The organism is Pseudoalteromonas sp. SD03 (assembly GCF_040937955.1).
Lineage (GTDB): Bacteria > Pseudomonadota > Gammaproteobacteria > Enterobacterales > Alteromonadaceae > Pseudoalteromonas > Pseudoalteromonas tetraodonis.
In genome coordinates this window covers 595,067-614,608 of sequence record NZ_CP162514.1, presented here as the reverse complement: position 1 = coordinate 614,608, position 19,542 = coordinate 595,067, and the positions used below count along the sequence as shown (strand labels likewise).

The following is a 19,542-nucleotide window of genomic DNA, read 5'->3' as shown; positions in this document are numbered from 1 at the left end:
TAAATAGAGGGGCTTTTAACTAACTAACGATTACTCTTCGTCAATAGTGTGTGCGTAGCCTTCTGCGTCGAGCAAGTTATCAACTTCAGATTCGTCAGATGCTTTAATGCGGAATAACCAACCGTCGCCGTAAGCGTCGTTGTTTACTGTTTCTGGAGAATCTTCTAGCTCTTCGTTAATAGCAACAACTTCACCGCTAATTGGTGCGTAAATGTCTGACGCCGCTTTTACTGACTCTGCTACTGCACAGTCTTCGCCTGCATCGACTACGTCGCCTACTTCTGGTAATTCAACAAATACCATGTCGCCAAGCAGCTCTTGGGCGTGCTCAGAAATACCAACAGTGTAAGTGCCGTCGCCTTCATTACGAACCCACTCGTGTGAAGGTGCGTATTTTAACTCGCTAGGGATATTGCTCATTTTGTTTCATCCTTTGGTTTAGATTGGGAGAATACCAATAAATGAGGGTGACCTATTTACTGGTATAACCAAATTATTTAGATTATTGATTTACCGTTACGTACAAAGCCCGATTTAACTACTTTTACGTTAACTAATTTTTTACGCATTTCTACTTGAGCTGTGTCGCCGGTTGAACGTGGCACACGTGCTAATGCAACACTATAGCCCAATGTTGGTGAGAATGTACCAGATGTAATAACACCTTCGCCACCATCAACAATTACTTTAGAACCACTGCGTAGTACGCCTTTTTCTTCAAGAATAAGACCTACTTGCTTGTGAGTACTTTTTTCTGCACGTTGTTTTACCAAAACATCACGACCAATAAAGTCACGATCTTCTGGCTCCCATGCAATAGTCCATGACATGTTAGCTGCCAGTGGTGATACGCTTTCGTCCATATCTAGGCCGTAAAGGTTCATACCTGCTTCTAAACGTAGTGTGTCGCGCGCGCCTAAGCCCGCAGGCGCTACACCGGCATCAAGCAGTTGCTGCCATAAATCGGCTGCTTGCTCGTTTGGTACTACAATTTCGTAACCGTCTTCGCCAGTATAACCTGTTGTAGCAATAAATAAATCACCGGCTTGAACACCAAAAAATGGCTTCATACCTTCAACTGCAGCTTGCTGGTCTGCGTTTAAAACCTGGGCAGTTTTAGCGCGTGCATTAGGGCCTTGTACTGCAATCATGGCGAATTCTGGGCGCTCAGTAACCGTTACGGCAAAATCGCTCGATACCTTAGCTAAATGTGCTAGGTCTTTTTCACGGGTCGCTGAGTTAACCACTAAGCGATAAAATGTTTCGCTAAAGTAGTAAATAATTAAGTCGTCAATTACACCACCTTGCTCGTTAAGCATGCCGGTGTAAAGCGCTTTGCCAGGTACGGTTAATTTAGCAACGTCGTTAGCCACAAGCTTGCGTAAAAATGCTTGTGCTTGCTCACCTTGTATATCAACAATGGTCATGTGCGATACGTCGAACATGCCCGCATCGTTACGTACGGCGTTGTGTTCTTCTATTTGTGAACCGTAGTTAATTGGCATTTCCCAGCCATGAAAATCAACCATTTTTGCGCCGGCTTCAAGGTGCTTTGCATGTAATACTGTTTTAGAAGTCATAATATTCCTTCACTTTTAAATTAACCCATGTGTGTGGGCGTGGCCTCAATTGAATGAGGGGGAATAACATGGTAGCCATTAATACGCCTACCAAATTGTAATCTTTAACAAAAATATGTTTAACGAATTAAACAGCTTAGGTGTTAGTAACACTAAAGCCTTGTTGCTGCATATACTGTTGCCACTTATCAAGCGTAGGCGTTTTAGCAATCACTATAAACTGCTGCTCGTTGTTTTTATCTACCGCGGTAACAAACACTTCGCCACTTTGCGCGCCATAACAAAGCTGCGCATCAGCAAGGCGTAAGCCAGGGGTTAATTTAAACGCATCAACTAAGGTATCAAAGGCGTTGCTACCGGTTAAGGTAAAGGTTGCTAAATCGGTGCGTACCACAAAGTCGATATCGTATCTAAGTTGTTGCTCGTTAATGAGAGCTTGTAATTGCAGGCTGGCATTAACAGGAAGTACAAATCTAAATGCGGTTTCGCTAAAGTAGTAAACGGCGTAGCTAAAATCAGAATTTAAATCGCCATCCAATGTGCCCTTAAAGCCAAAGCCACTGGCGGTTAGTTTTGTGAGGTCATGACCTAAAATCGCACTTAAAAACACCGATGCTTCACTGCCGCTAAAATCAATAACAACGTGGCTGTTATTAGCTTGTAAGGCATTAATAACCACGCTGTTAGCGTTGCTATGGCGGGCAAACATTATCGGGTTAAAAGTCATAACAAATACCTATCTATCTTTAATAGCAAAAGTATATTGCGCAAGGCTTACAACAACAAATTGTAATTACTTATCAATTGATAAATAATACTTATATATATAGCCATATAAATAGTAATTTTAAATATGAAAAACATTTCAACCGACAGTTTACGCACATTTGTTATGGTGGTTGAGGTAGGTGGATTTGCCAAAGCAGGCGATTTACTTGGCCTTTCGCAACCGGCGGTAAGCTTACAAGTAAAACGTTTAGAAGACTTATTAGGCTATAAATTATTTAAAAAGCAGGGACAACGCCAAGTACTTAATCAATATGGTGAACTGTTACTGCCTATGGCAAAACAAATGGTGCAACATAACGATGCCATTTTACAGTTGTTCACCTCCGAAAGTGTCACTGGTAAAGTGCGCTTAGGGATCCCTAGCGAATTTGCAGCACGTATTTTACCCTCTATTATTGGCGACTTTGTGGCGCTCTACCCTGATGTATCGTTAGAAGTGAAGTCACGTTTGAGTAAACACTTACTTTCGGATGAGCGCCAAGATCAATTTGATTTAGTACTGGCGCTAAATGAGCAGCTTGACTCAGAAAAGTTCCCTATTTTTATTCAAGACCAATTAGTGTGGGTTGGCGATCTTTCAATGGCGCAAAATGAAACCGTTATCTTAGTAACAGCACCTGAAGGCTGTATTTATCGCCGCAGAGCAACCCAAGCGCTTGAAAAAGCAGGTATTAGATACCGTATTGTTTACAGCAACGCCGATTTAACCGGTTTAATTGCGGCATTAAAAGAAGGTTTAGGTATTACTGTACTGGCAAGAAGTACGGTGCCGAACGATTTAACCTATCAATTACACACTAAAAATTTACCTGCGCTCGGTAGCATTGGCATTAGTTTAGTTAAAACTGCCCGCGAACCTGAAAACGCCGTGTTTAAACTCGCTGAGTTTATTAAGCTGCGCTTAGGTTACCCCACTGCTTAAATAACCTGAACTCTGGATAATAAATCTATCTCAAGCAGCGTTCAGGTCAAATTAACCGCCACCAGCCAATACATTATCCCTGTTTTATAAAACAAAAATAAACACCTAGTTAAAAATGTTATAAAAACAGCCTGTTTTTACGACAGATGTAAATGATAGTAAAACTTAATAATATTGATTCTCATTCGTTAACATGTTTAAATTACGCCAATTTCAGTAGTTGAACTATTTTTAGGGTAATCAATGTCACATAAATTTTTAGTTTCTTCGTTAACTGCAGCTGTTGCGCTGTCTTTGAGCACAACAGCAATGGCAAAAGATTCTGACAAAGTTGAGCGTAACTTTGAACAAATTACCGTTATTGGCTCACAAGCCGCTATTAACGATATTCCAGGATCTGCTACGTTTATTTCAGATGCAGAATTGCAAAAATTCGAATTTACCGATATTTCTCGCGTGTTAGCATCTGTACCAGGTGTGTACGTGCAAGAAGAAGATGGCTACGGCCTGCGCCCTAATATTGGTATGCGCGGGACAGGTACTGGCCGTAACGACAAAATTTCTGTGATGGAAGACGGCGTACTTGTTGCTCCGGCTCCTTACTCTGCGCCATCGGCTTACTACTTCCCTACTATGGGTCGTATGGAGTCAATTGAAGTGCTAAAAGGCGCTGCCTCTGTTAAATACGGCCCGCGTACAACCGGTGGTGTATTAAACTTACTTTCTCGCAGCCTGCCAACTGAGCCAAATAGCTCAACAGGCATGCTAGATGCAGCCCTTGGTAGCGATGGTTACTACAAAGGTCACGCTTACTTCGCAAAAGAAAAAAACAACACTGCAGGCTTAATTGAAGTGTTTTCTTACGGCGCTGATGGCTTTAAAGAATTGCCAGTAGGTGATGACAACACAGGTTTTGAAAAAAACGACGTACTGGTAAAGTTTGGCCATACCTTTGGTGAAAACGATGCGCATAACATTGAGTTCAAAGTAAAGTACTCTGAAGAAACATCAGACGAAACTTACATGGGTTTAACCGATGCCGATTACCAACAAAACCCGTACCGTCGTTATGCGGCATCGCAAAATGATGAAATGAACACTCGCCATAATGCATACCAAGTAAACTATGCATACCGTTTTGGTGAAGGTTATGAAGTTTTAGCAACCGCTTATCTAAACGACTTCCACCGTAATTGGTATAAAGCAAGCAGTGTTGGTTCAAGCACACTTGAGCAATACAGCGAGTTTGAAGCAAACCCAACAGCTGCCGGTATTGAAAATATAGGTGTTAAAGCCAATAACCGTGACTACCAAGCCAAAGGTGTGCAGTCTGAATTACACATCCCAGCGGGCGCTCACTACATTACGGTTGGCGTACGTTACCACGAAGACGAAATGGATCGTTTCCAGTGGGAAGACAAATACACGCTTAATCAAGATTTAAGCATGACTCTTACCTCACAAGGCGCTCCAGGCTCTAACAGCAACCGTTTAGACAGTGCAAAAGCAAGCACGCTATTTATTCAAGACGAATGGACAATGGATGCATTAGTAGTGAGTGCTGGTCTTCGTTATGAAGACATAACTATTACCCGTGAAGAGTGGGCTAAGTCAGATCCAACCCGTAGCCTAGGCTTAACAAAAGATATCTCTAACGATACTGAAATTTTAGTACCGTCTTTAGGTGCTACTTACACACTTAACGACAATGTTACGTTACTTGCTGGTATTCAAAAAGGTTACGCCCCTGCAGCACCGGGTAATGCAGACCAAGACGAAGAAGAGAGCGTCAACATCGAGTTTGGCTCTCGTTTTAATGCGGGCGGTTTTAACGGTGAAGTAATTGCGTTTTACTCTGATTACGACAATATGCATGGTAACTGTACTGCATCAGTAGGTTGTAATGACGATAACATTGGTGACCAATACAACTACGGTGAAGTAGAAGTATCGGGCTTTGAATTTAGCGCAGGTCGTACGTTTAATACTGCATCGGTTGCGTTTCCAGTAAAATTAACTTACACCTACACAGATTCAGAATTTAAAAACACGTTTGATTCAGAAATTTGGGGCTCAGTAGAAAAAGGCGATGCAATGCCTTACGTACCTGAGAACCAGGTTGCTTTATCGTTTGGCGCAGAAGTGAATAACTTTGTGGTAAATAGCCAAATACGTTACGTGTCTGATGCACATGCTGATTTAACTAACTCAGGCTTAAATGCGATTGATAGCCGTGTTGTATGGGATTTAGCTGCTAAGTACTTAATCGACGAAAACCAAAAAGTATACCTAAGCGTAGATAACTTATTTGATAAAACCTACATTGCTAACCGTGCAAATGGCGGTATTCAACCTGGTAAGCCACGTTCAGTACAAATGGGCTACTCTTACAGTTTTTAATAAAGTGCTAACTTAAAAGTACAAAAAAGCCGAGGTTGATTAAATCAATCTCGGCTTTTTAATGCCTATAATGCCTATGTAATTAATAGGCTTAATTTGTTTCTGCGCGCTGGCGTAATACTTCAAATAAACAAATACCGGTTGCAACCGATACATTTAAACTTGAAACCGTGCCCGCCATTGGAATTTTAACGAGTACATCACAGTGCTCACGCGTTAAACGGCGCATACCCTCGCCTTCAGCTCCCATCACAATCGCCATTGGGCCTGTTAAGCTGGCATCAAATACGTGTGTGTCGGTTTCACCGGCTGTGCCTACAACCCATACACCTGCGTCTTTTATTTCACGTAATGTACGTGCAAGGTTAGTAACCTGAATAAGCGGTACTGTTTCAGCTGCGCCACAGGCCACTTTACGTGCCGTGCCATTAAGCTTTGCTGACTTGTCTTTAGGAACTATCACGGCATGAACACCGGCAGCATCGGCGCTACGTAAGCAGGCACCTAAATTATGCGGATCGGTAATGCCATCAAGTACCAGTAAAAACGGGGTGTCTTCGCGTTCAATGATCTCATCAAGATCTTTTTCGTTAAACACACGTGCCGCTTTCACGTTGGCGATAATGCCTTGATGCTGCTCATCTTTCGCTTTGTTATCAAGCGCTTTTCGTTGCATAAACTGTACTGAAATACCAAACTGACGCGCTTGCTCAATCACCGGCGATAAGCGCTTATCATCACGTCCTTTAAGGGCGTATATTTCTATAAAACGCTCTGGCTCTTTTGCCAAAATTGCTTCAACAGAGTGAAAGCCAAAAATTAATTCATTACTCACGAATTGTTTGCTCCTGGGCTACTACGTTTACGGGCATTTTTACCTGGTCTTTTAGGCTTTTTGACCGCTTTCTTTTTGGTTTTTTTCTTAGCGGTGGTGTCATCCGCTTTTACTTTTGATTTGCTCGCTGATTTGCCTTTTGCAGCAGGCTTTTTACTCGGCTTTGGCTTTTTGTCATCACTTGCTGACTTTTTACCCGGGATTTTACCGGCTTTAAGTTGTGAGCGAACGCTCGCTGGAGCATTTTTTTTAGGTGCACGACGACGCGCATAACGATCTTGGGCAACATCGCCTTTAAGCGTTAAGTTTATACGACGATCATCTAAGCTTACCGAGGCAACCTGCACAGTGACTTTGTCGCCTAAACGATAAACCGTATGTGTGTGCTCACCCACCAAACAATGTTTAGCTGCATCATGCTGGAAATATTCATCACCTAAATTAGTAACATGAATTAATCCATCAATTTGTAAGTCATCTAAACGAATAAATAAACCAAAGTTAGTAACCGATGAAATAACCCCGTTAAACTCCATGCCTACATGATCTTGCATGTATTCACATTTCAACCAATCGGCTACTTCACGGGTGGCATCGTCTGCGCGGCGCTCAGTGGTAGAACACTGCTCACCAAGTTGATCGACTTCATCATCGCTATAAGCGTATTCACCAGAGGTTTGCTGCCCTTGTGCTTTTAATACTGCTTTAATTGCACGATGCACCACTAAATCTGGGTAACGGCGAATTGGCGAGGTAAAGTGCGCATAAGCCGATAATGCTAAACCAAAGTGGCCTATGTTATCTGGCTGATAAACCGCTTGCTTCATTGATCGTAGCAACATGGTTTGAATAAGTTCAGCCTCTGGGCGGTCACCTAAACGAGCCAACACATGGGTAATTTCTTTTGGGGTTGGTTCATCACTTAGCGTGCTTTCAATCCCCAGCTCAGTTAAAAACTGAGTAAAGTTACCCAGCTTTTCGCTATCGGGTTCATCGTGTACTCGATACAGTGCACTGGCTTCGTGTTTTTCCAGTAATTTAGCCGCCGAAACATTGGCTAAAATCATACATTCTTCAATGAGCTTATGCGCATCGTTACGAATAACCGGCACAATTGATTCTATTTTACGCTGTGCGTTAAATACAAAACGAGTTTCGAGTGTTTCAAACTCAATCGCACCACGCTCTTGGCGCGCTGCTTTTAATGCCATGTACATTTGCTGTAAGTCAGTTAAATGTGGCACTACAGCTGCGTATTCTTTACGTAGCTTTTCATCGTTATGTAAAATGGCATTTACTTTGGTGTAAGTTAAACGTGCATGTGAGTTCATCACCGCTTCGTAAAACTTATAACCTGAGAGCTTACCCTCTTGCGATACGGTCATTTCTGCAACCATACACAAACGATCAACCTCAGGGTTAAGCGAGCACAAACCGTTAGATAATACTTTTGGTAGCATTGGAATAACTTGCTCAGGGAAATACACTGAGTTACCGCGCTCTATCGCTTCTTTGTTAAGCGGCGTGTTCATACCTACATAATGTGATACATCGGCAATGGCTACCCATAAGCGCCAGCCACCCGACTTTTTAGGCTCACAGTATACAGCATCATCAAAATCACGAGCGTCTTCGCCATCTATGGTCACAAGCGGTAAGCCGCGTAAATCAACTCGACCTTGTTTATCGGCTTCTTCAACAAATTCACCTAAGTGGGCAACTTGTTGCTCAACCTCTTCAGGCCATACGTGTGGAATATCGTGATTACGCAGCGCAACTTCAATTTCCATACCCGGCGCTAAATGCTCGCCCAGTACGTCGATAACTTTACCTACCGCATTCATATTACGGCTTGGATTTTGGGTTATTTGCACTTGCACCATTTGGTTATGGCGCGCGCCTTTTTCGTTACCCGGTAGAATAATAATGTCTTGGGTAATGCGCGGATCTTCAGCCACAACAACGGCAATACCATGCTCAACAAAATAGCGGCCAACAATAGGCGCTCGCTCATTAGTAAGTACTTTGATGATGCGTGCGTCGCATTTTGAGCCTGAGCCGCGTTTAGTGCCTTTGGCAAGAACGATGTCACCGTGAAGCACCATATTCATTTGATGCTTGGCAATAAACCAATCTTTGCTCTCGCCTTCAACTTCTAAAAAGCCAAAACCGTCTCTGTGACCGACTACTTTGCCTTTGGTTAAACCGGCTTCGTCAATCAGGGCATAACATTTAAATTTATTAAAATACAGCTGCCCATCACGCTCCATGGCGCGAAGTCGGCGCTTAAATGCTATTTGTCGTTCTTCATCGTTGACTGCGAGTTCTTCACATAGTTGTGCGTAGTTAGCAGGTTTGGAACGCTCTTGCAGGTGAGTAAGTATAAACTCACGACTAGGGACTGGGTTTTCGTACTTTTCTTGTTCTCGACTGAGATTTGGATCTTGGTTTGACATTCACTATCTTGTTAGTTGGTTATGTAAGTATTTTAACTCATATACTCGCAATGAGACAGGTAAAAGCCATTAAACTTTTAATAAAGCGTTATTACCTTTTGCATTTTGTGAAAATATAAATAAATAACGCTTAACATGTACTTAATTTAAGAGCTTAAAAGTGAGTAAAATAGAAGTGCTGATGTTTACTCACTTTTATATAAACAGCTTACTTTTGCTGTAGTTTCTTCCACAATAGCGTGCTGATGTGTTCAATAAAAGCCGCATCTTGTGCAGCCATAACATCGAGTATTGGTTTGTTCATTTGGGTTTTGTTTTGAGAGTATATCCAGCGATTTTTATTAAAGCTTTGCGCAAACTCTAACACACCCGTTTGCAAGGCTTGCTCATCAGCAAAGGTGGCCTCTATAACGTTATGTTGTAATAATTTTTGCGCATCAACGCGCTCACCGGTCATGGCTAAGCGGTTAAAAAATTGCGGATTAATCGCTTTATTAATAATCGGAAACATAGACGGTACAAACGGCACTAATACATCGACTTCGGGGAAACAAAAGAAGCCTTTGTCTGATTTCATAAAACGAAAATCACAGGCACACGCCAGTACCGAACCATTACCATAAGTGTGGCCGTTTAGCGCGGCAATAATAGGCATAGGAAAAGTAACAATACGTTTAAACAAGGCACCTATCGAGTTCATAAAATCGGCAATTATTTGTGGTGTGTTGTCAGGGTTTGCCATCCACTGTAAATCAATGCCTAACGACCAACTTTTATCGCTGCTTGAAGTTAACACCACCGCTTTAATATGCTCGTTAGCCTCAATCGTATCTAGGTGTTGATTAAACTCGTTTATAAAGGTTGGATTATGGCGGTTTTCTGCTGTATTCATAGTAAGGATAGCCGTGCTTCCTTGCGTGGTAATTTCTATTAATGCTGTCATTAGACCCTCATTTAGTGCTTTTAGCTGCGCTTTTAGCACTTTTCATTACTTTTATAATTATAAATAGAATAGTAATACGTTGTATGAAATTTATAAAGCGTCTATTTTTGTAACCATTAAAGAAGCGAGAGCTTAAGCCATAGCGTTTAAATATTCGCGCAATTACAACCACCCTTTTTGTCGGGCTATACGTGCTGCATCAATTCGGTTTGTGGCATTGAGTTTAGCAATTGCATCGGATAAATAATTACGCGTTGTGCCTTCACTTATATAAAGCTGTTTTGCTATTTCGCTGGTTTTTAAGCCATCACTTGCAAGTTTTAACGCTTTGCGTTCTTTATCTGTGAGTGGATCGGTATCGTCTAATGCGTTAATTGCCAGCTCTGGGTCAATCACCTTTTGCCCTTGCATTACTTTTTTAAGCGCATTGATTAGCTCTTCGCTTGGCGCTTCTTTTAAAATAAAACCTTTAACACCCGCACTTAAAGAACGCCTAATATAACCGGCTCGCGAAAAGGTGGTCATAATTACCATGTTAATTGCAGGGTGCTTAGCGGCTATTTGTTCACTAAGCTCAATACCATTCATGCTTGGCATCTCTATGTCTGTTAAAACAATATCTGGGTGTAAGTCTTCACTAAGCGCGTTGATTTCATTTAACGCATCTTGGCCATTACTTGCTTGACCAATCACCTCAATATTGAAATCAAGGCTTAATAAGGCTGCAACTGCGTCGCGAACCAGCGCTTGGTCTTCAACTAAATAAACTTTGATCATTTTAAATCCTCAGCACTCAGTGGCAGCACAACAGTTAAAGTAAATGTGTCGCCACAGGTAAATGTTGCATTGCCATTTAATTGCTCAGCCCGCTCTTTAATGCCATTTAAACCATTACCTGCTTTTAATGTAGTGCATGGCGCATTATCAATAACGTTGATAACTAATTGCTGCTTTGTTTGCTCTATATTGATAGAACCGTTTTTTGTACTGCTATGGCGTAATAAATTAGTAACCGACTCTTTAATAATAAGGCTCGCAATGCCCTCTACTTTAACGGGTAAGGTCGCTAAATTAACGTTAAATTTTATGTTAAAACCTTGCGCTATAAGCGTTTGTTTTAGCTGTGCGATTTGGCTCACTAGATCGAGTTGCTTTAAATCGCTTACCGCGTTTCTTACATCGCTAAGCAATTGCCTTGCAAGGTTTGCTACTTGGGCTATTTCGTTATTGGCCTGATCGTATCGTTCACCTTGATTTAGTTTATTCGCAAGCTCAGCTTTTAAAGCTATTGATGACAGTGAGTGACCTAAAATATCGTGTAAATCTCGGGCTATGCGTTCACGCTCAGCAATGGCTGCTAGTTGCTCCAATTGCTTTGCGCTTTCTTGTTCGCGCTTTTTATGTTCGCGCTCTCTTTTTGCCGCTATACCATAGCTAAATAGGGCCGCACATAAAATTAAAGCCACCGCTAAAAAGTACTCAAGCTTGGCTATATCGCCCACATAGGAACTTAGCAAAACAGTTAAAATTATCGCTAATGCGGCATAAACTCTTTGATAATTGCTATATGTATAGCCCGCTACATAAGCTATAAAGCCAAATAAGGTTGGTGTACCAGCGCTATAAAAAGTGGCACTAAAACACACCAGTAACATAGCGATAAATAACTTAGTTACTCCCCCATTTTTGCAATTTATTGCTTTTACATATAACAATATAAACGCAATATAAAAGGCTAAAGACAGAGTGATTTGATGAGCCGTAAAGTTAGCAAAATCAATGATCATCGGGAGTAAATAAAAACCGGTAAAAACTAAATGACCATATTTCCAAAAATCTTTATCGCTTTGCTGAGAAAACCTGTTAACCGAGCTCATACCAATACCTCTGGCCTATTATTTTTATTTATAGCACTCTTTTTATTAATAAATACAAATAACATAAAAATGCATACGAACATAAAACAATCTACATAAGTGATAGTAAAACTTAGTGTTTCTAAAAAATCGCTAATGCTTAAGCTTGTTAAAATTAAAGAATTCATAACACCCTCCAATATAAGTAAGGTAACTATGCCAGTGGGTAAAATAGATAAGAGTGTGAAATGTCATTAACTTGGCTGACATTTGTCATGAAATAGAAAAATTCATCTTCTGAGTGTAAAAGCAATGCTAATATAGCCAAAAAAAGTGACCTGGAAATTTAATGCAGTCCCAACAACAAAGCTTAATTTATTTACATATTGCTGTCCTTTTATTTGGCGGTACCGCCTTATTCGCAAAGCTAATTGGTTTGAATGCATTAGATATTACCGCTTATCGCGCGGCTATCGCTGGGCTGGCAATTTGTGTGCTACTAACTTTGCAAAAAAAACCAATTAAGCTGCATCGCGCTAAAGATTATGTGATTGCCATTTTATTAGGCGTTGCCGTAGGTATTCACTGGGTAACCTATTTTGCAGGCATGCAATTGGCGGGAATTACCGTGGGCATGTTAGCCTTTTTTACCTATCCCGTGATCACGGTATTTTTAGAACCCCTATTTAATAAAAGTAAGCCCAAAACAAAAGATATAATAAGTGCTGTGGTGGTGATTTTTGGCATTTATTTATTGATCCCTAACGTTAATTTAGGCGATGACATCACTTTAGGTGTTGTGACGGGCGTGGTATCAGCATTATTTTTTGCTCTTCGTAATATTACTCATAAACGCTACTTTAGCGAGTATGGTGGACCGCAAACCATGTTTTACCAAACCTTAGTGGCAAGCCTGATGCTGTGTGCTTTTATTGAAGTGCCCATAACAGAAATTAATGATACTGATTTAATATTGCTGCTTATTGCCGGTGTGGTGTTTACTGCGATGCCGCATTCGTTATTTGCAGCGAGTTTAAAACATTTATCAGCAGCAACCGCTGGATTGATTTCTTGCTTACAGCCCCTTTATGGCACAATACTGGCTATAATTATTCTGCACGAACGCCCCTCAGTGATGACCCTGATTGGTGGCGCACTGATTGTTAGTGCTGCGTGCTTTGAAACTTGGTCAATTTCACGGAAAAAGCAGCCATGAAAATATTTGCACATAGAGGCGCAAGCACACACTTCCCCGAAAATACGCAAAGCGCCATTATAGCGGCGTTAAAAGCGAATGTAGATGGCATTGAGGTTGATGTACAAAGCGCGCTTGATGATTACGTTATTATTCACGATACCTACCTCGATAGAACCACTAATGGCAAAGGCAAAGTGTGCGACTTTAGTGCCCAGCAAATTAAACAGTTTGATGCAGGAAATGGCGAACAAGTCCCTACTTTGCAGCAATTAATAGACTGGAATAATAACCAAACCTTACTCAATTTAGAGCTAAAGCATACCTTTGAACTTGAAAAGTTTGCAACCGTGCTTGAAAGTAACATTGCGAACAAAAAAATAACCGCAGACAATATTTTAGTTTCATCATTTAATCATCATCAACTACACTGGCTAAAGAGCCGTTTACCGTGGCTTAAAATTGGCGCACTTACTGCATCAATTCCATTGCAGTATGCAAAGTTTGCACAAGACTTACAGGCCTACAGCATTCATATTGACAAAAACTTTATGAACAAACCGTTTGTAGACGATGCCAAAATGCGCGGTTTACAAGTATTTGCTTACACCGTAGATGAAGTCGAAGATATTAAACTGATGCTTGCCTGTGGTGTTGATGGTATTTTTACTAACGACCCTGAACGAACTAAGCATTATTTAGCGCAATTAAATGAACTATAACTAATTATTTAATTGCCATTTATGCTATAAAAACAATAATTTAGTAGGTCACTATTTAATGAGTAGCTACATGCGTATTTATAATTTTTTAGAACAAACACTGTTTTATACTTTAACCCGAAAAATAGTTGGGAATTTAAGTTTTGTTTTTTTATTTCAAGCCATTACTTTGTTTTGGTTGCACAGTAGCTTAACCGAAAACCAGCAAAGCACTGGCTTATTTTGGGCACTTGCGCTACTTATTATTGCAGGCTTTATTTTTACTATTTTTTATATGCGCTTTTTAATTGTGCGCCCGGTAAAAGCAATGCGCGATACGCTCATTAATATTAATCAACAAGATGCGAATTTAGCAGCCAAATTACCCCATTTCACGTTTGATGAATTTAGAGACTTAAGTGAGCAATACAATCAATTTACTACCCATTTAAATAGTTTATTAAGCACTACCTATACCAGCGCCCAAGAGAGTGTGCAGAGTAACAGCCAAGTAACGCAATCAATGCAACACACTGAACAATTGAGTGAGCAGCAAATTAATTTAAGCCACACCATTATTAATGCCAGTAATCAAATTACCCAAAGCCTGCAGGCTATAGTAAGCAACACTGATAGCGTACATCAGGTCAATAATGAACACCTTAATTTTGTAAAGCTCTCTGCTGGTGAGCTATCAAAACTAGTTGAGCAGGTAAGGCTTATTAATGAAATGCTGGGTAGTTTTTCTAAAACGATTGCGGGCTTGAAAGAGAACAGCGAAAACATTCGCAGTATTTTAAAAATGGTTGAAGAGTTTTCGGATCAAACTAACTTATTAGCACTAAATGCAGCCATAGAAGCGGCACGCGCTGGTGAAGCGGGGCGAGGTTTTGCCGTGGTTGCCGATGAAGTTCGTACCCTATCGGTAAAAGTAAGCGACGCAACACGCCAAATTAGTGATTTTATTACCCAAATGAATGAGCTCGTTAATGAAACGAATAAAGAGTCAGAGCAATTAATAAACCACTCAAATAATGCGCAAACATCAATTAACACCACCTCTGATGGGTTTGGTAAAATGCTCAATGAGTTTGAACATAATCAACAACAATTGCAGCAAATAGCCAATGCCGTACACTTGCTCGAAGATACCCAAAACCAAACGCATGAATCGGTTGAGCAAATTGTGGCGCTAGGCGAACAAGCCAAGCAACAAATAGATACAGCACTGCATGATTCTGAACAATCACAAAAGCTAAGCCAACAAACCCAACAACAGTTAAAACGCTTTGTAGATTAGGCAATAACAATTTCACCCAAGCCGCGATTATGCTAAATTAAGCGGCTTGTCATTTAACTGTGTGAAGTATGTGAGCGACGTAAAACCAAACTATGAACAGCTAGCCCAGCAAATAAAATTATGGGGCCAACAACTTGGCTTTAGTGAAGTGGGCATTACTGACATTGATTTAACTAAGCATGAAGCACAGCTTCAGCGTTGGCTTGATGCAGGGTATCATAGTTCAATGGATTACATGGCTGCACATGGAATGAAACGCGCCCGCCCTAGCGAACTAGTCCCTGGCACGCAACGAGTTATTTCAGTAAAAATGAATTACCTGCCGCCAGATTCAGGCTTTGCCAAAAACCTTAAAAATAACGAGAAAGCCTATATCAGCCGCTATGCGCTTGGCCGTGACTATCACAAATTAATGCGTAATCGGCTCAAGCAATTAGGTAAAAAAATTGAACAGCAGGTAGGTGACTATGGCTTTAGGCCTTTTGTTGATTCAGCGCCAGTGCTTGAGCGTCAATTAGCTGAAAAAGCAGGGCTTGGCTGGCGAGGTAAACATTCTTTATTAATCAATAAAGAGGCTGGTTCTTGGTTTTTTTTAGGCGAGTTATTTGTAGATTTACCACTGCCTATTGATGATGAAAACACGTTCGAAGGTTGTGGTAAATGTGTTGCCTGTATAACCCTTTGCCCTACCGGCGCTATTGTAGAACCTTATGTGGTAGATGCACGTAAATGCATATCGTATTTAACCATAGAGCATCAAGGGGCTATTCCAGAGCAATACCGAACCTTAATGGGTAACCGCATTTATGGTTGCGATGATTGCCAGTTAGTGTGCCCATGGAATCGCTATGGACAAATTACCGACGAGCAAGACTTCCACCCCCGTACACAATTAAAAAATAAAGACTTACTCGCATTATTTGCCTGGGATGAAACTACCTTTTTAACAAATACCGAGGGCAGCCCTATTCGGCGTATTGGCCATGAGCGTTGGTTACGAAATATAGCGGTTGGCTTAGGCAACGCAGATTTTAGCCCAGCGATTATTCATGCACTTGAAGATAAACGCAAAACGGTCAGTGACATGGTGAATGAGCACATAGAATGGGCACTTACCCAGCAACATGATAAACAAAGACAAAAGCTGCGCAAAACAGCACGGCTAATACGGATTGTTGAAAAAGGCCTACCCAGAGACGCATAAGCCTATTGCCTAAAAAACGCGACATAATGTCGCTGATACAAGCTATCTGCCTAATCGTAGCGACGAGTTTAGCCCGCGCCTCGCAGCCCGTAACCCGCACCTTTAACCTTTCAACAATAAAGCAAGATCTTGCTCTATTTCTGCAAAGGCTTTTTTAACTTGATCTACTGACTCCTGACGTGCAACCGAGTTTTGTATGGTTTCGTCTACTTTTTTATAAATAAAAATTTCTTGGTCTTCATCCAATCCCATAGTTGGGATCCGCTCTTCGAGTTCTTCTTGTAAATGCTTAAATACTTTTTCGTTATTAATACGACTGTCGTTCAACATCCCAATTAAACGATGAAACTTACTATGCACAGTACCAGCAACTTTATTTAACCGCTCCTGCTGCGATACCAGCATCTGCTTGGTGGTAATGGCTCGTAATTGTTGCTCGGTTACACTTACAATAAAGCAAATATGATCACGTATGCGTCCGTGCTTTTGCTCGTCATGCTCTGGCATATTTAAAATCAGTAAACTCACAAGCTCGTAGTTAACCAAAATGCGATGAGAAAACTCATGCAATCGTCCTTTGCTTTTAAGCATTTCAAATAACTCAATTACAATTGGAGAACACACCCCATTGAGCGCAAAGTGCGACTTAGTATCGTTACATCTAAATTCAATATTACTTTGTAGGCCAAATGCCTGTAAGCATTCTACTAATGCTTTGCCAAGCTCTTGTATATCGTTAATAAAACCAATATTTTCAATGTAATTTACTATCTGACCCATTTCGCTGCTATTTGCCATGGCATTAAAGACGGTAGAGGTCGCTTCTTTTACTTGCTTTTCAAGCTGTTGTTTTTCTATTAAGACTTGATTTAGTTTATTCAGTTTTTGCTTTAATTCGTCGTGCCCAAACGGTTTTACAATATAGTCTTCCGCGCCTACTGAATAACCTTCCATGCGCTCCTCAACCGTACCTCTTGCAGATACAAACATCACGATGATGTCATGGGTAATGGGGTTAGCTTTAAGCTCTTTACATACTTCATAACCATTCATTTTTGGCATACTTACATCAAGTAATATAACTTGAGGCATATACTCTTCAACCATACTTAAGCATTCAGGGCCGCTTGAAGCTAGCTTAAGTTCAAAATCAAGATCCTCTAATATTTCTTCAATTATTTCGAGGTTAAATGGTTCATCGTCGACTGCAAGAATTTTAGTTAAAGCCATAATTTTTCATCCATATAAATTAAAACAATTCGATTGTTAGCCGCTATTTTTCACTAATTGCTCATCAGCTAGGTATTCATCTAAGTTTATTTCTAAAGGAACTTGTATCGAAATTGTTGTTCCACCAAGGCTGTTATTGCATGCTTTAATACTGCCTTGATGCAATGAAACAAACTCACGACACAAGGTAAGACCCAACCCGGTTCCACCTGCACCACTATTCGTTTTACTGCTTTGCTCAAATTTATTGAAAACCATTTCAAGTTCCTCTTCAGGTATTCCAATACCGCTATCTATCACTGCAATGTTTGCATTGTCATCGTCTCTTTGCATGACAACTTCAACAGTACTGTGCTCTTCACTAAATTTGAGTGCATTACTCAATACATTTCTCAAAACCTGATTTATTTGCTCTTCATCGCACTGTGCAACAATCGGCGCGTTATCAGAGCTAAAAACAATATTTATATCTTTTTCAATAGCAATACCGGCAACATCATCAATACTGGTTTTAACAATAGTCGCTAAATCATAAGCCCGTGGGTTGAATGGAAATTTACCAACATCTAATTTAGAAAGGTCGAGTAAATTATTAAGTAACGATAGTAGTCTTTGCCCACTTGATTCAATACGAGTTAAATACTTCAAAAGTTTATCTTTGCTAAAATCACCCTCTTGTAACTTGCTAATACCAAAACGTGAAAAGCTCAATATAGAGTGCATAGGGGTTCTTAGCTCATGCGACATATTTGCCAAAAACTCTGATTTACTTAGATTAGCCGCTTCGGCAATATTTTTCGCATGCTCAAGCTGTGAAGTACGTGCCCTTACTTGCTCTTCTAAAAGATCTTTGGCTTCCAACAGTAGATCTTCTTTTTGTTTTAAATGGCTAACATTTTTAAAAATAACCGCTAACGCTATTTCGCCATGGTGGTCTATTTCATTAAATGATCCAACTAGCGGAATTTTACTTCCGTCTTTATTTACAATGTGTAAGTCACAACTAAACTGACGATTACTGTTTAATGTAGAGATTTTATCTTTTATTGCCTGCACCGAGTCATCATCTAAAAAATGAAATAACGAGTGAGCAATGAGCTTTTTAAACTTTAAATTAAATAATTTTAAGCAGGCATCATTGGCCTCGACTATCTTGCCTTTGCGTTCAAATAATAAAATAGGATCGGGGGTATTTTTAAAAATGACCTGCAGTAGGCTGTCTTTTTCAATCAGCACATCAACTGTTTCTTGTAATCTTTCTACTAGCTCAGCATTGTGACGTTTTAGCAGCTCGGTTTGCCATAATTTATGTACAGCTTGTAGTAACACATTGTCATTTAAAGGCTTGATTAAAACATCTTCAACACCTTGGCGAATGGCTTCTAACATAGATTGTTCAGGGCGTGAGGTTACTAACAAGCAACGACTATGCGGTTGTATTTTTTTTAAACTCGAAAATATCTCTAAACCAGAACCCGGTTGTAAGCTAAAGTCACTGATTAAAATATCAATACTCCTGAGCTTGGCAATATTAATTGCTTCATCATGGTTTGTTGCGGTGTATACCTCAATATGAGCGCCATAAAGGCTACTTTTGAGTGACTCTAATCGCTCATTAACATGGTCAACGAGTAAAATTGTCGGTAGTTTAAAAATGTGATCTGGACCTATCTCTAATAAGGCCTCAATTAAAGACGTTATTTCTTTATTAGAAAAGAAGGGGTAGATAATGGTGGCATTGGGTATCAAGTCATTTAATTTGGAAAATGCGCTAAGCAACTCCCCTGATTCCGCTTTTGGCGCTAATAACAAAAATGATTGATAAGTCGCTTTTTCAACAACTATCGATACAACATCGGTTGGCACGCCTTGAGAAAATACCAGTAAGTCATAAATGTCTATGTCTGTATTTTCATCAAACATAGCAAAGTGGACTAATTCAACTTGGCAGCCAATTAGTTCTAATAACACTTTTAAGCGCATAGCAATCATGCTACTGCTATCAATAATAAGTATTTTTCTCGCCATTTAGACACACTTTAAAGAGTTAATTAAACACCTTTTCAGCATAGTCTAGAATTTTTGGTTTAGCATAATCACCTACGTAAAAGTGAATTTTGCTGCCTTTTGT

Annotated in this window: 16 protein-coding genes; 6 read left to right on the top strand and 10 right to left on the bottom strand. The window is 40.3% G+C overall.

What is annotated here, in order from left to right; genetic code table 11:
- Positions 1-30: 30 nt before the first annotated feature.
- From gcvH to ABZP26_RS02925, 3 genes are all read right to left on the bottom strand, one after another.
- Entirely contained in the window at positions 31-420 is a 390-nt protein-coding gene (gene gcvH / locus ABZP26_RS02935; RefSeq protein ID WP_013464091.1) for a glycine cleavage system protein GcvH, read from the bottom strand.
- A 77-nt stretch (positions 421-497) separates the two neighbouring features.
- Positions 498-1,580, bottom strand: a complete 1,083-nt coding sequence (gene gcvT / locus ABZP26_RS02930) for a glycine cleavage system aminomethyltransferase GcvT (protein WP_368485339.1) — start codon at positions 1,578-1,580, stop codon at positions 498-500.
- 136 nt (positions 1,581-1,716) lie between these two features.
- Complete coding sequence (locus tag ABZP26_RS02925) at positions 1,717-2,307, bottom strand: hypothetical protein (protein WP_368485338.1); 591 nt, start codon at positions 2,305-2,307, stop codon at positions 1,717-1,719.
- A gap of 126 nt (positions 2,308-2,433) precedes the next feature.
- On the opposite strand from ABZP26_RS02925, the gene ABZP26_RS02920 reads away from it, so the two are divergent.
- Positions 2,434-3,291 (top strand): LysR family transcriptional regulator, encoded by an 858-nt coding sequence (locus tag ABZP26_RS02920; protein ID WP_368485337.1) that lies wholly within the window; start codon positions 2,434-2,436, stop codon positions 3,289-3,291.
- Between the two features lie 243 nt (positions 3,292-3,534).
- On the top strand, positions 3,535-5,691 hold the full coding sequence (locus tag ABZP26_RS02915) for a TonB-dependent receptor family protein (protein ID WP_368485336.1): 2,157 nt from the start codon (positions 3,535-3,537) through the stop codon (positions 5,689-5,691).
- A 91-nt stretch (positions 5,692-5,782) separates the two neighbouring features.
- Here the strand turns inward: ABZP26_RS02915 and rlmB are convergent, their stop codons facing one another.
- The 5 genes from rlmB to ABZP26_RS02890 all read right to left on the bottom strand — a co-directional run bounded on the left by rlmB (position 5,783) and on the right by ABZP26_RS02890 (position 11,802).
- Positions 5,783-6,526 carry a 23S rRNA (guanosine(2251)-2'-O)-methyltransferase RlmB gene (gene rlmB / locus ABZP26_RS02910; protein ID WP_008112440.1) on the bottom strand — a complete coding sequence of 248 codons (744 nt, stop codon included), beginning with the start codon at positions 6,524-6,526 and terminating at the stop codon, positions 5,783-5,785.
- Positions 6,523-8,982 (bottom strand): ribonuclease R, encoded by a 2,460-nt coding sequence (rnr, locus tag ABZP26_RS02905; protein ID WP_024601223.1) that lies wholly within the window; start codon positions 8,980-8,982, stop codon positions 6,523-6,525. The genes rlmB and rnr overlap by 4 nt, the downstream gene beginning before the upstream one ends.
- Positions 8,983-9,190: 208 nt before the next feature.
- A complete protein-coding gene (locus ABZP26_RS02900; protein ID WP_024601222.1) occupies positions 9,191-9,925 on the bottom strand; it encodes an enoyl-CoA hydratase/isomerase family protein in 735 nt (244 codons plus the stop codon).
- 162 nt (positions 9,926-10,087) lie between these two features.
- On the bottom strand, positions 10,088-10,702 hold the full coding sequence (locus tag ABZP26_RS02895; RefSeq protein WP_013464084.1) for a DNA-binding response regulator: 615 nt from the start codon (positions 10,700-10,702) through the stop codon (positions 10,088-10,090).
- Entirely contained in the window at positions 10,699-11,802 is a 1,104-nt protein-coding gene (locus ABZP26_RS02890) for a sensor histidine kinase (RefSeq protein ID WP_024601221.1), read from the bottom strand. Before ABZP26_RS02890 ends, ABZP26_RS02895 begins: the two co-directional genes overlap by 4 nt.
- A 328-nt stretch (positions 11,803-12,130) precedes the next feature.
- On the opposite strand from ABZP26_RS02890, the gene ABZP26_RS02885 reads away from it, so the two are divergent.
- From ABZP26_RS02885 to queG, 4 genes are all read left to right on the top strand, one after another.
- Positions 12,131-12,997 carry a DMT family transporter gene (locus tag ABZP26_RS02885; protein WP_024601220.1) on the top strand — a complete coding sequence of 289 codons (867 nt, stop codon included), beginning with the start codon at positions 12,131-12,133 and terminating at the stop codon, positions 12,995-12,997.
- On the top strand, positions 12,994-13,698 hold the full coding sequence (locus ABZP26_RS02880) for a glycerophosphodiester phosphodiesterase family protein (RefSeq protein WP_024601219.1): 705 nt from the start codon (positions 12,994-12,996) through the stop codon (positions 13,696-13,698). Before ABZP26_RS02885 ends, ABZP26_RS02880 begins: the two co-directional genes overlap by 4 nt.
- A gap of 58 nt (positions 13,699-13,756) precedes the next feature.
- A complete protein-coding gene (locus tag ABZP26_RS02875; protein WP_024601218.1) occupies positions 13,757-14,977 on the top strand; it encodes a methyl-accepting chemotaxis protein in 1,221 nt (406 codons plus the stop codon).
- 70 nt (positions 14,978-15,047) lie between these two features.
- On the top strand, positions 15,048-16,181 hold the full coding sequence (gene queG / locus ABZP26_RS02870) for a tRNA epoxyqueuosine(34) reductase QueG (RefSeq protein WP_024601217.1): 1,134 nt from the start codon (positions 15,048-15,050) through the stop codon (positions 16,179-16,181).
- Positions 16,182-16,283: 102 nt separating this feature from the next.
- Here the strand turns inward: queG and ABZP26_RS02865 are convergent, their stop codons facing one another.
- Together ABZP26_RS02865 and ABZP26_RS02860 are read right to left on the bottom strand one after the other, a co-directional pair.
- On the bottom strand, positions 16,284-17,411 hold the full coding sequence (locus ABZP26_RS02865) for a PleD family two-component system response regulator (RefSeq protein ID WP_368485335.1): 1,128 nt from the start codon (positions 17,409-17,411) through the stop codon (positions 16,284-16,286).
- Positions 17,412-17,447: 36 nt separating this feature from the next.
- On the bottom strand, positions 17,448-19,439 hold the full coding sequence (locus tag ABZP26_RS02860; RefSeq protein WP_024601215.1) for an ATP-binding protein: 1,992 nt from the start codon (positions 19,437-19,439) through the stop codon (positions 17,448-17,450).
- Positions 19,440-19,542 lie beyond the last annotated feature (103 nt).

Coding starts and splice junctions, on each gene's coding strand:
- gcvH (WP_013464091.1), bottom strand. CDS start 420: ATGAGCAATATCCCTAGCGAGTTAAAATACGCACCTTCACACGAGTGG.
- gcvT (WP_368485339.1), bottom strand. CDS start 1,580: ATGACTTCTAAAACAGTATTACATGCAAAGCACCTTGAAGCCGGCGCA.
- ABZP26_RS02925 (WP_368485338.1), bottom strand. CDS start 2,307: ATGACTTTTAACCCGATAATGTTTGCCCGCCATAGCAACGCTAACAGC.
- ABZP26_RS02920 (WP_368485337.1), top strand. CDS start 2,434: ATGAAAAACATTTCAACCGACAGTTTACGCACATTTGTTATGGTGGTT.
- ABZP26_RS02915 (WP_368485336.1), top strand. CDS start 3,535: ATGTCACATAAATTTTTAGTTTCTTCGTTAACTGCAGCTGTTGCGCTG.
- rnr (WP_024601223.1), bottom strand. CDS start 8,982: ATGTCAAACCAAGATCCAAATCTCAGTCGAGAACAAGAAAAGTACGAA.
- ABZP26_RS02900 (WP_024601222.1), bottom strand. CDS start 9,925: ATGACAGCATTAATAGAAATTACCACGCAAGGAAGCACGGCTATCCTT.
- ABZP26_RS02895 (WP_013464084.1), bottom strand. CDS start 10,702: ATGATCAAAGTTTATTTAGTTGAAGACCAAGCGCTGGTTCGCGACGCA.
- ABZP26_RS02890 (WP_024601221.1), bottom strand. CDS start 11,802: ATGAGCTCGGTTAACAGGTTTTCTCAGCAAAGCGATAAAGATTTTTGG.
- ABZP26_RS02885 (WP_024601220.1), top strand. CDS start 12,131: ATGCAGTCCCAACAACAAAGCTTAATTTATTTACATATTGCTGTCCTT.
- ABZP26_RS02880 (WP_024601219.1), top strand. CDS start 12,994: ATGAAAATATTTGCACATAGAGGCGCAAGCACACACTTCCCCGAAAAT.
- ABZP26_RS02875 (WP_024601218.1), top strand. CDS start 13,757: ATGAGTAGCTACATGCGTATTTATAATTTTTTAGAACAAACACTGTTT.
- ABZP26_RS02865 (WP_368485335.1), bottom strand. CDS start 17,411: ATGGCTTTAACTAAAATTCTTGCAGTCGACGATGAACCATTTAACCTC.
- ABZP26_RS02860 (WP_024601215.1), bottom strand. CDS start 19,439: ATGGCGAGAAAAATACTTATTATTGATAGCAGTAGCATGATTGCTATG.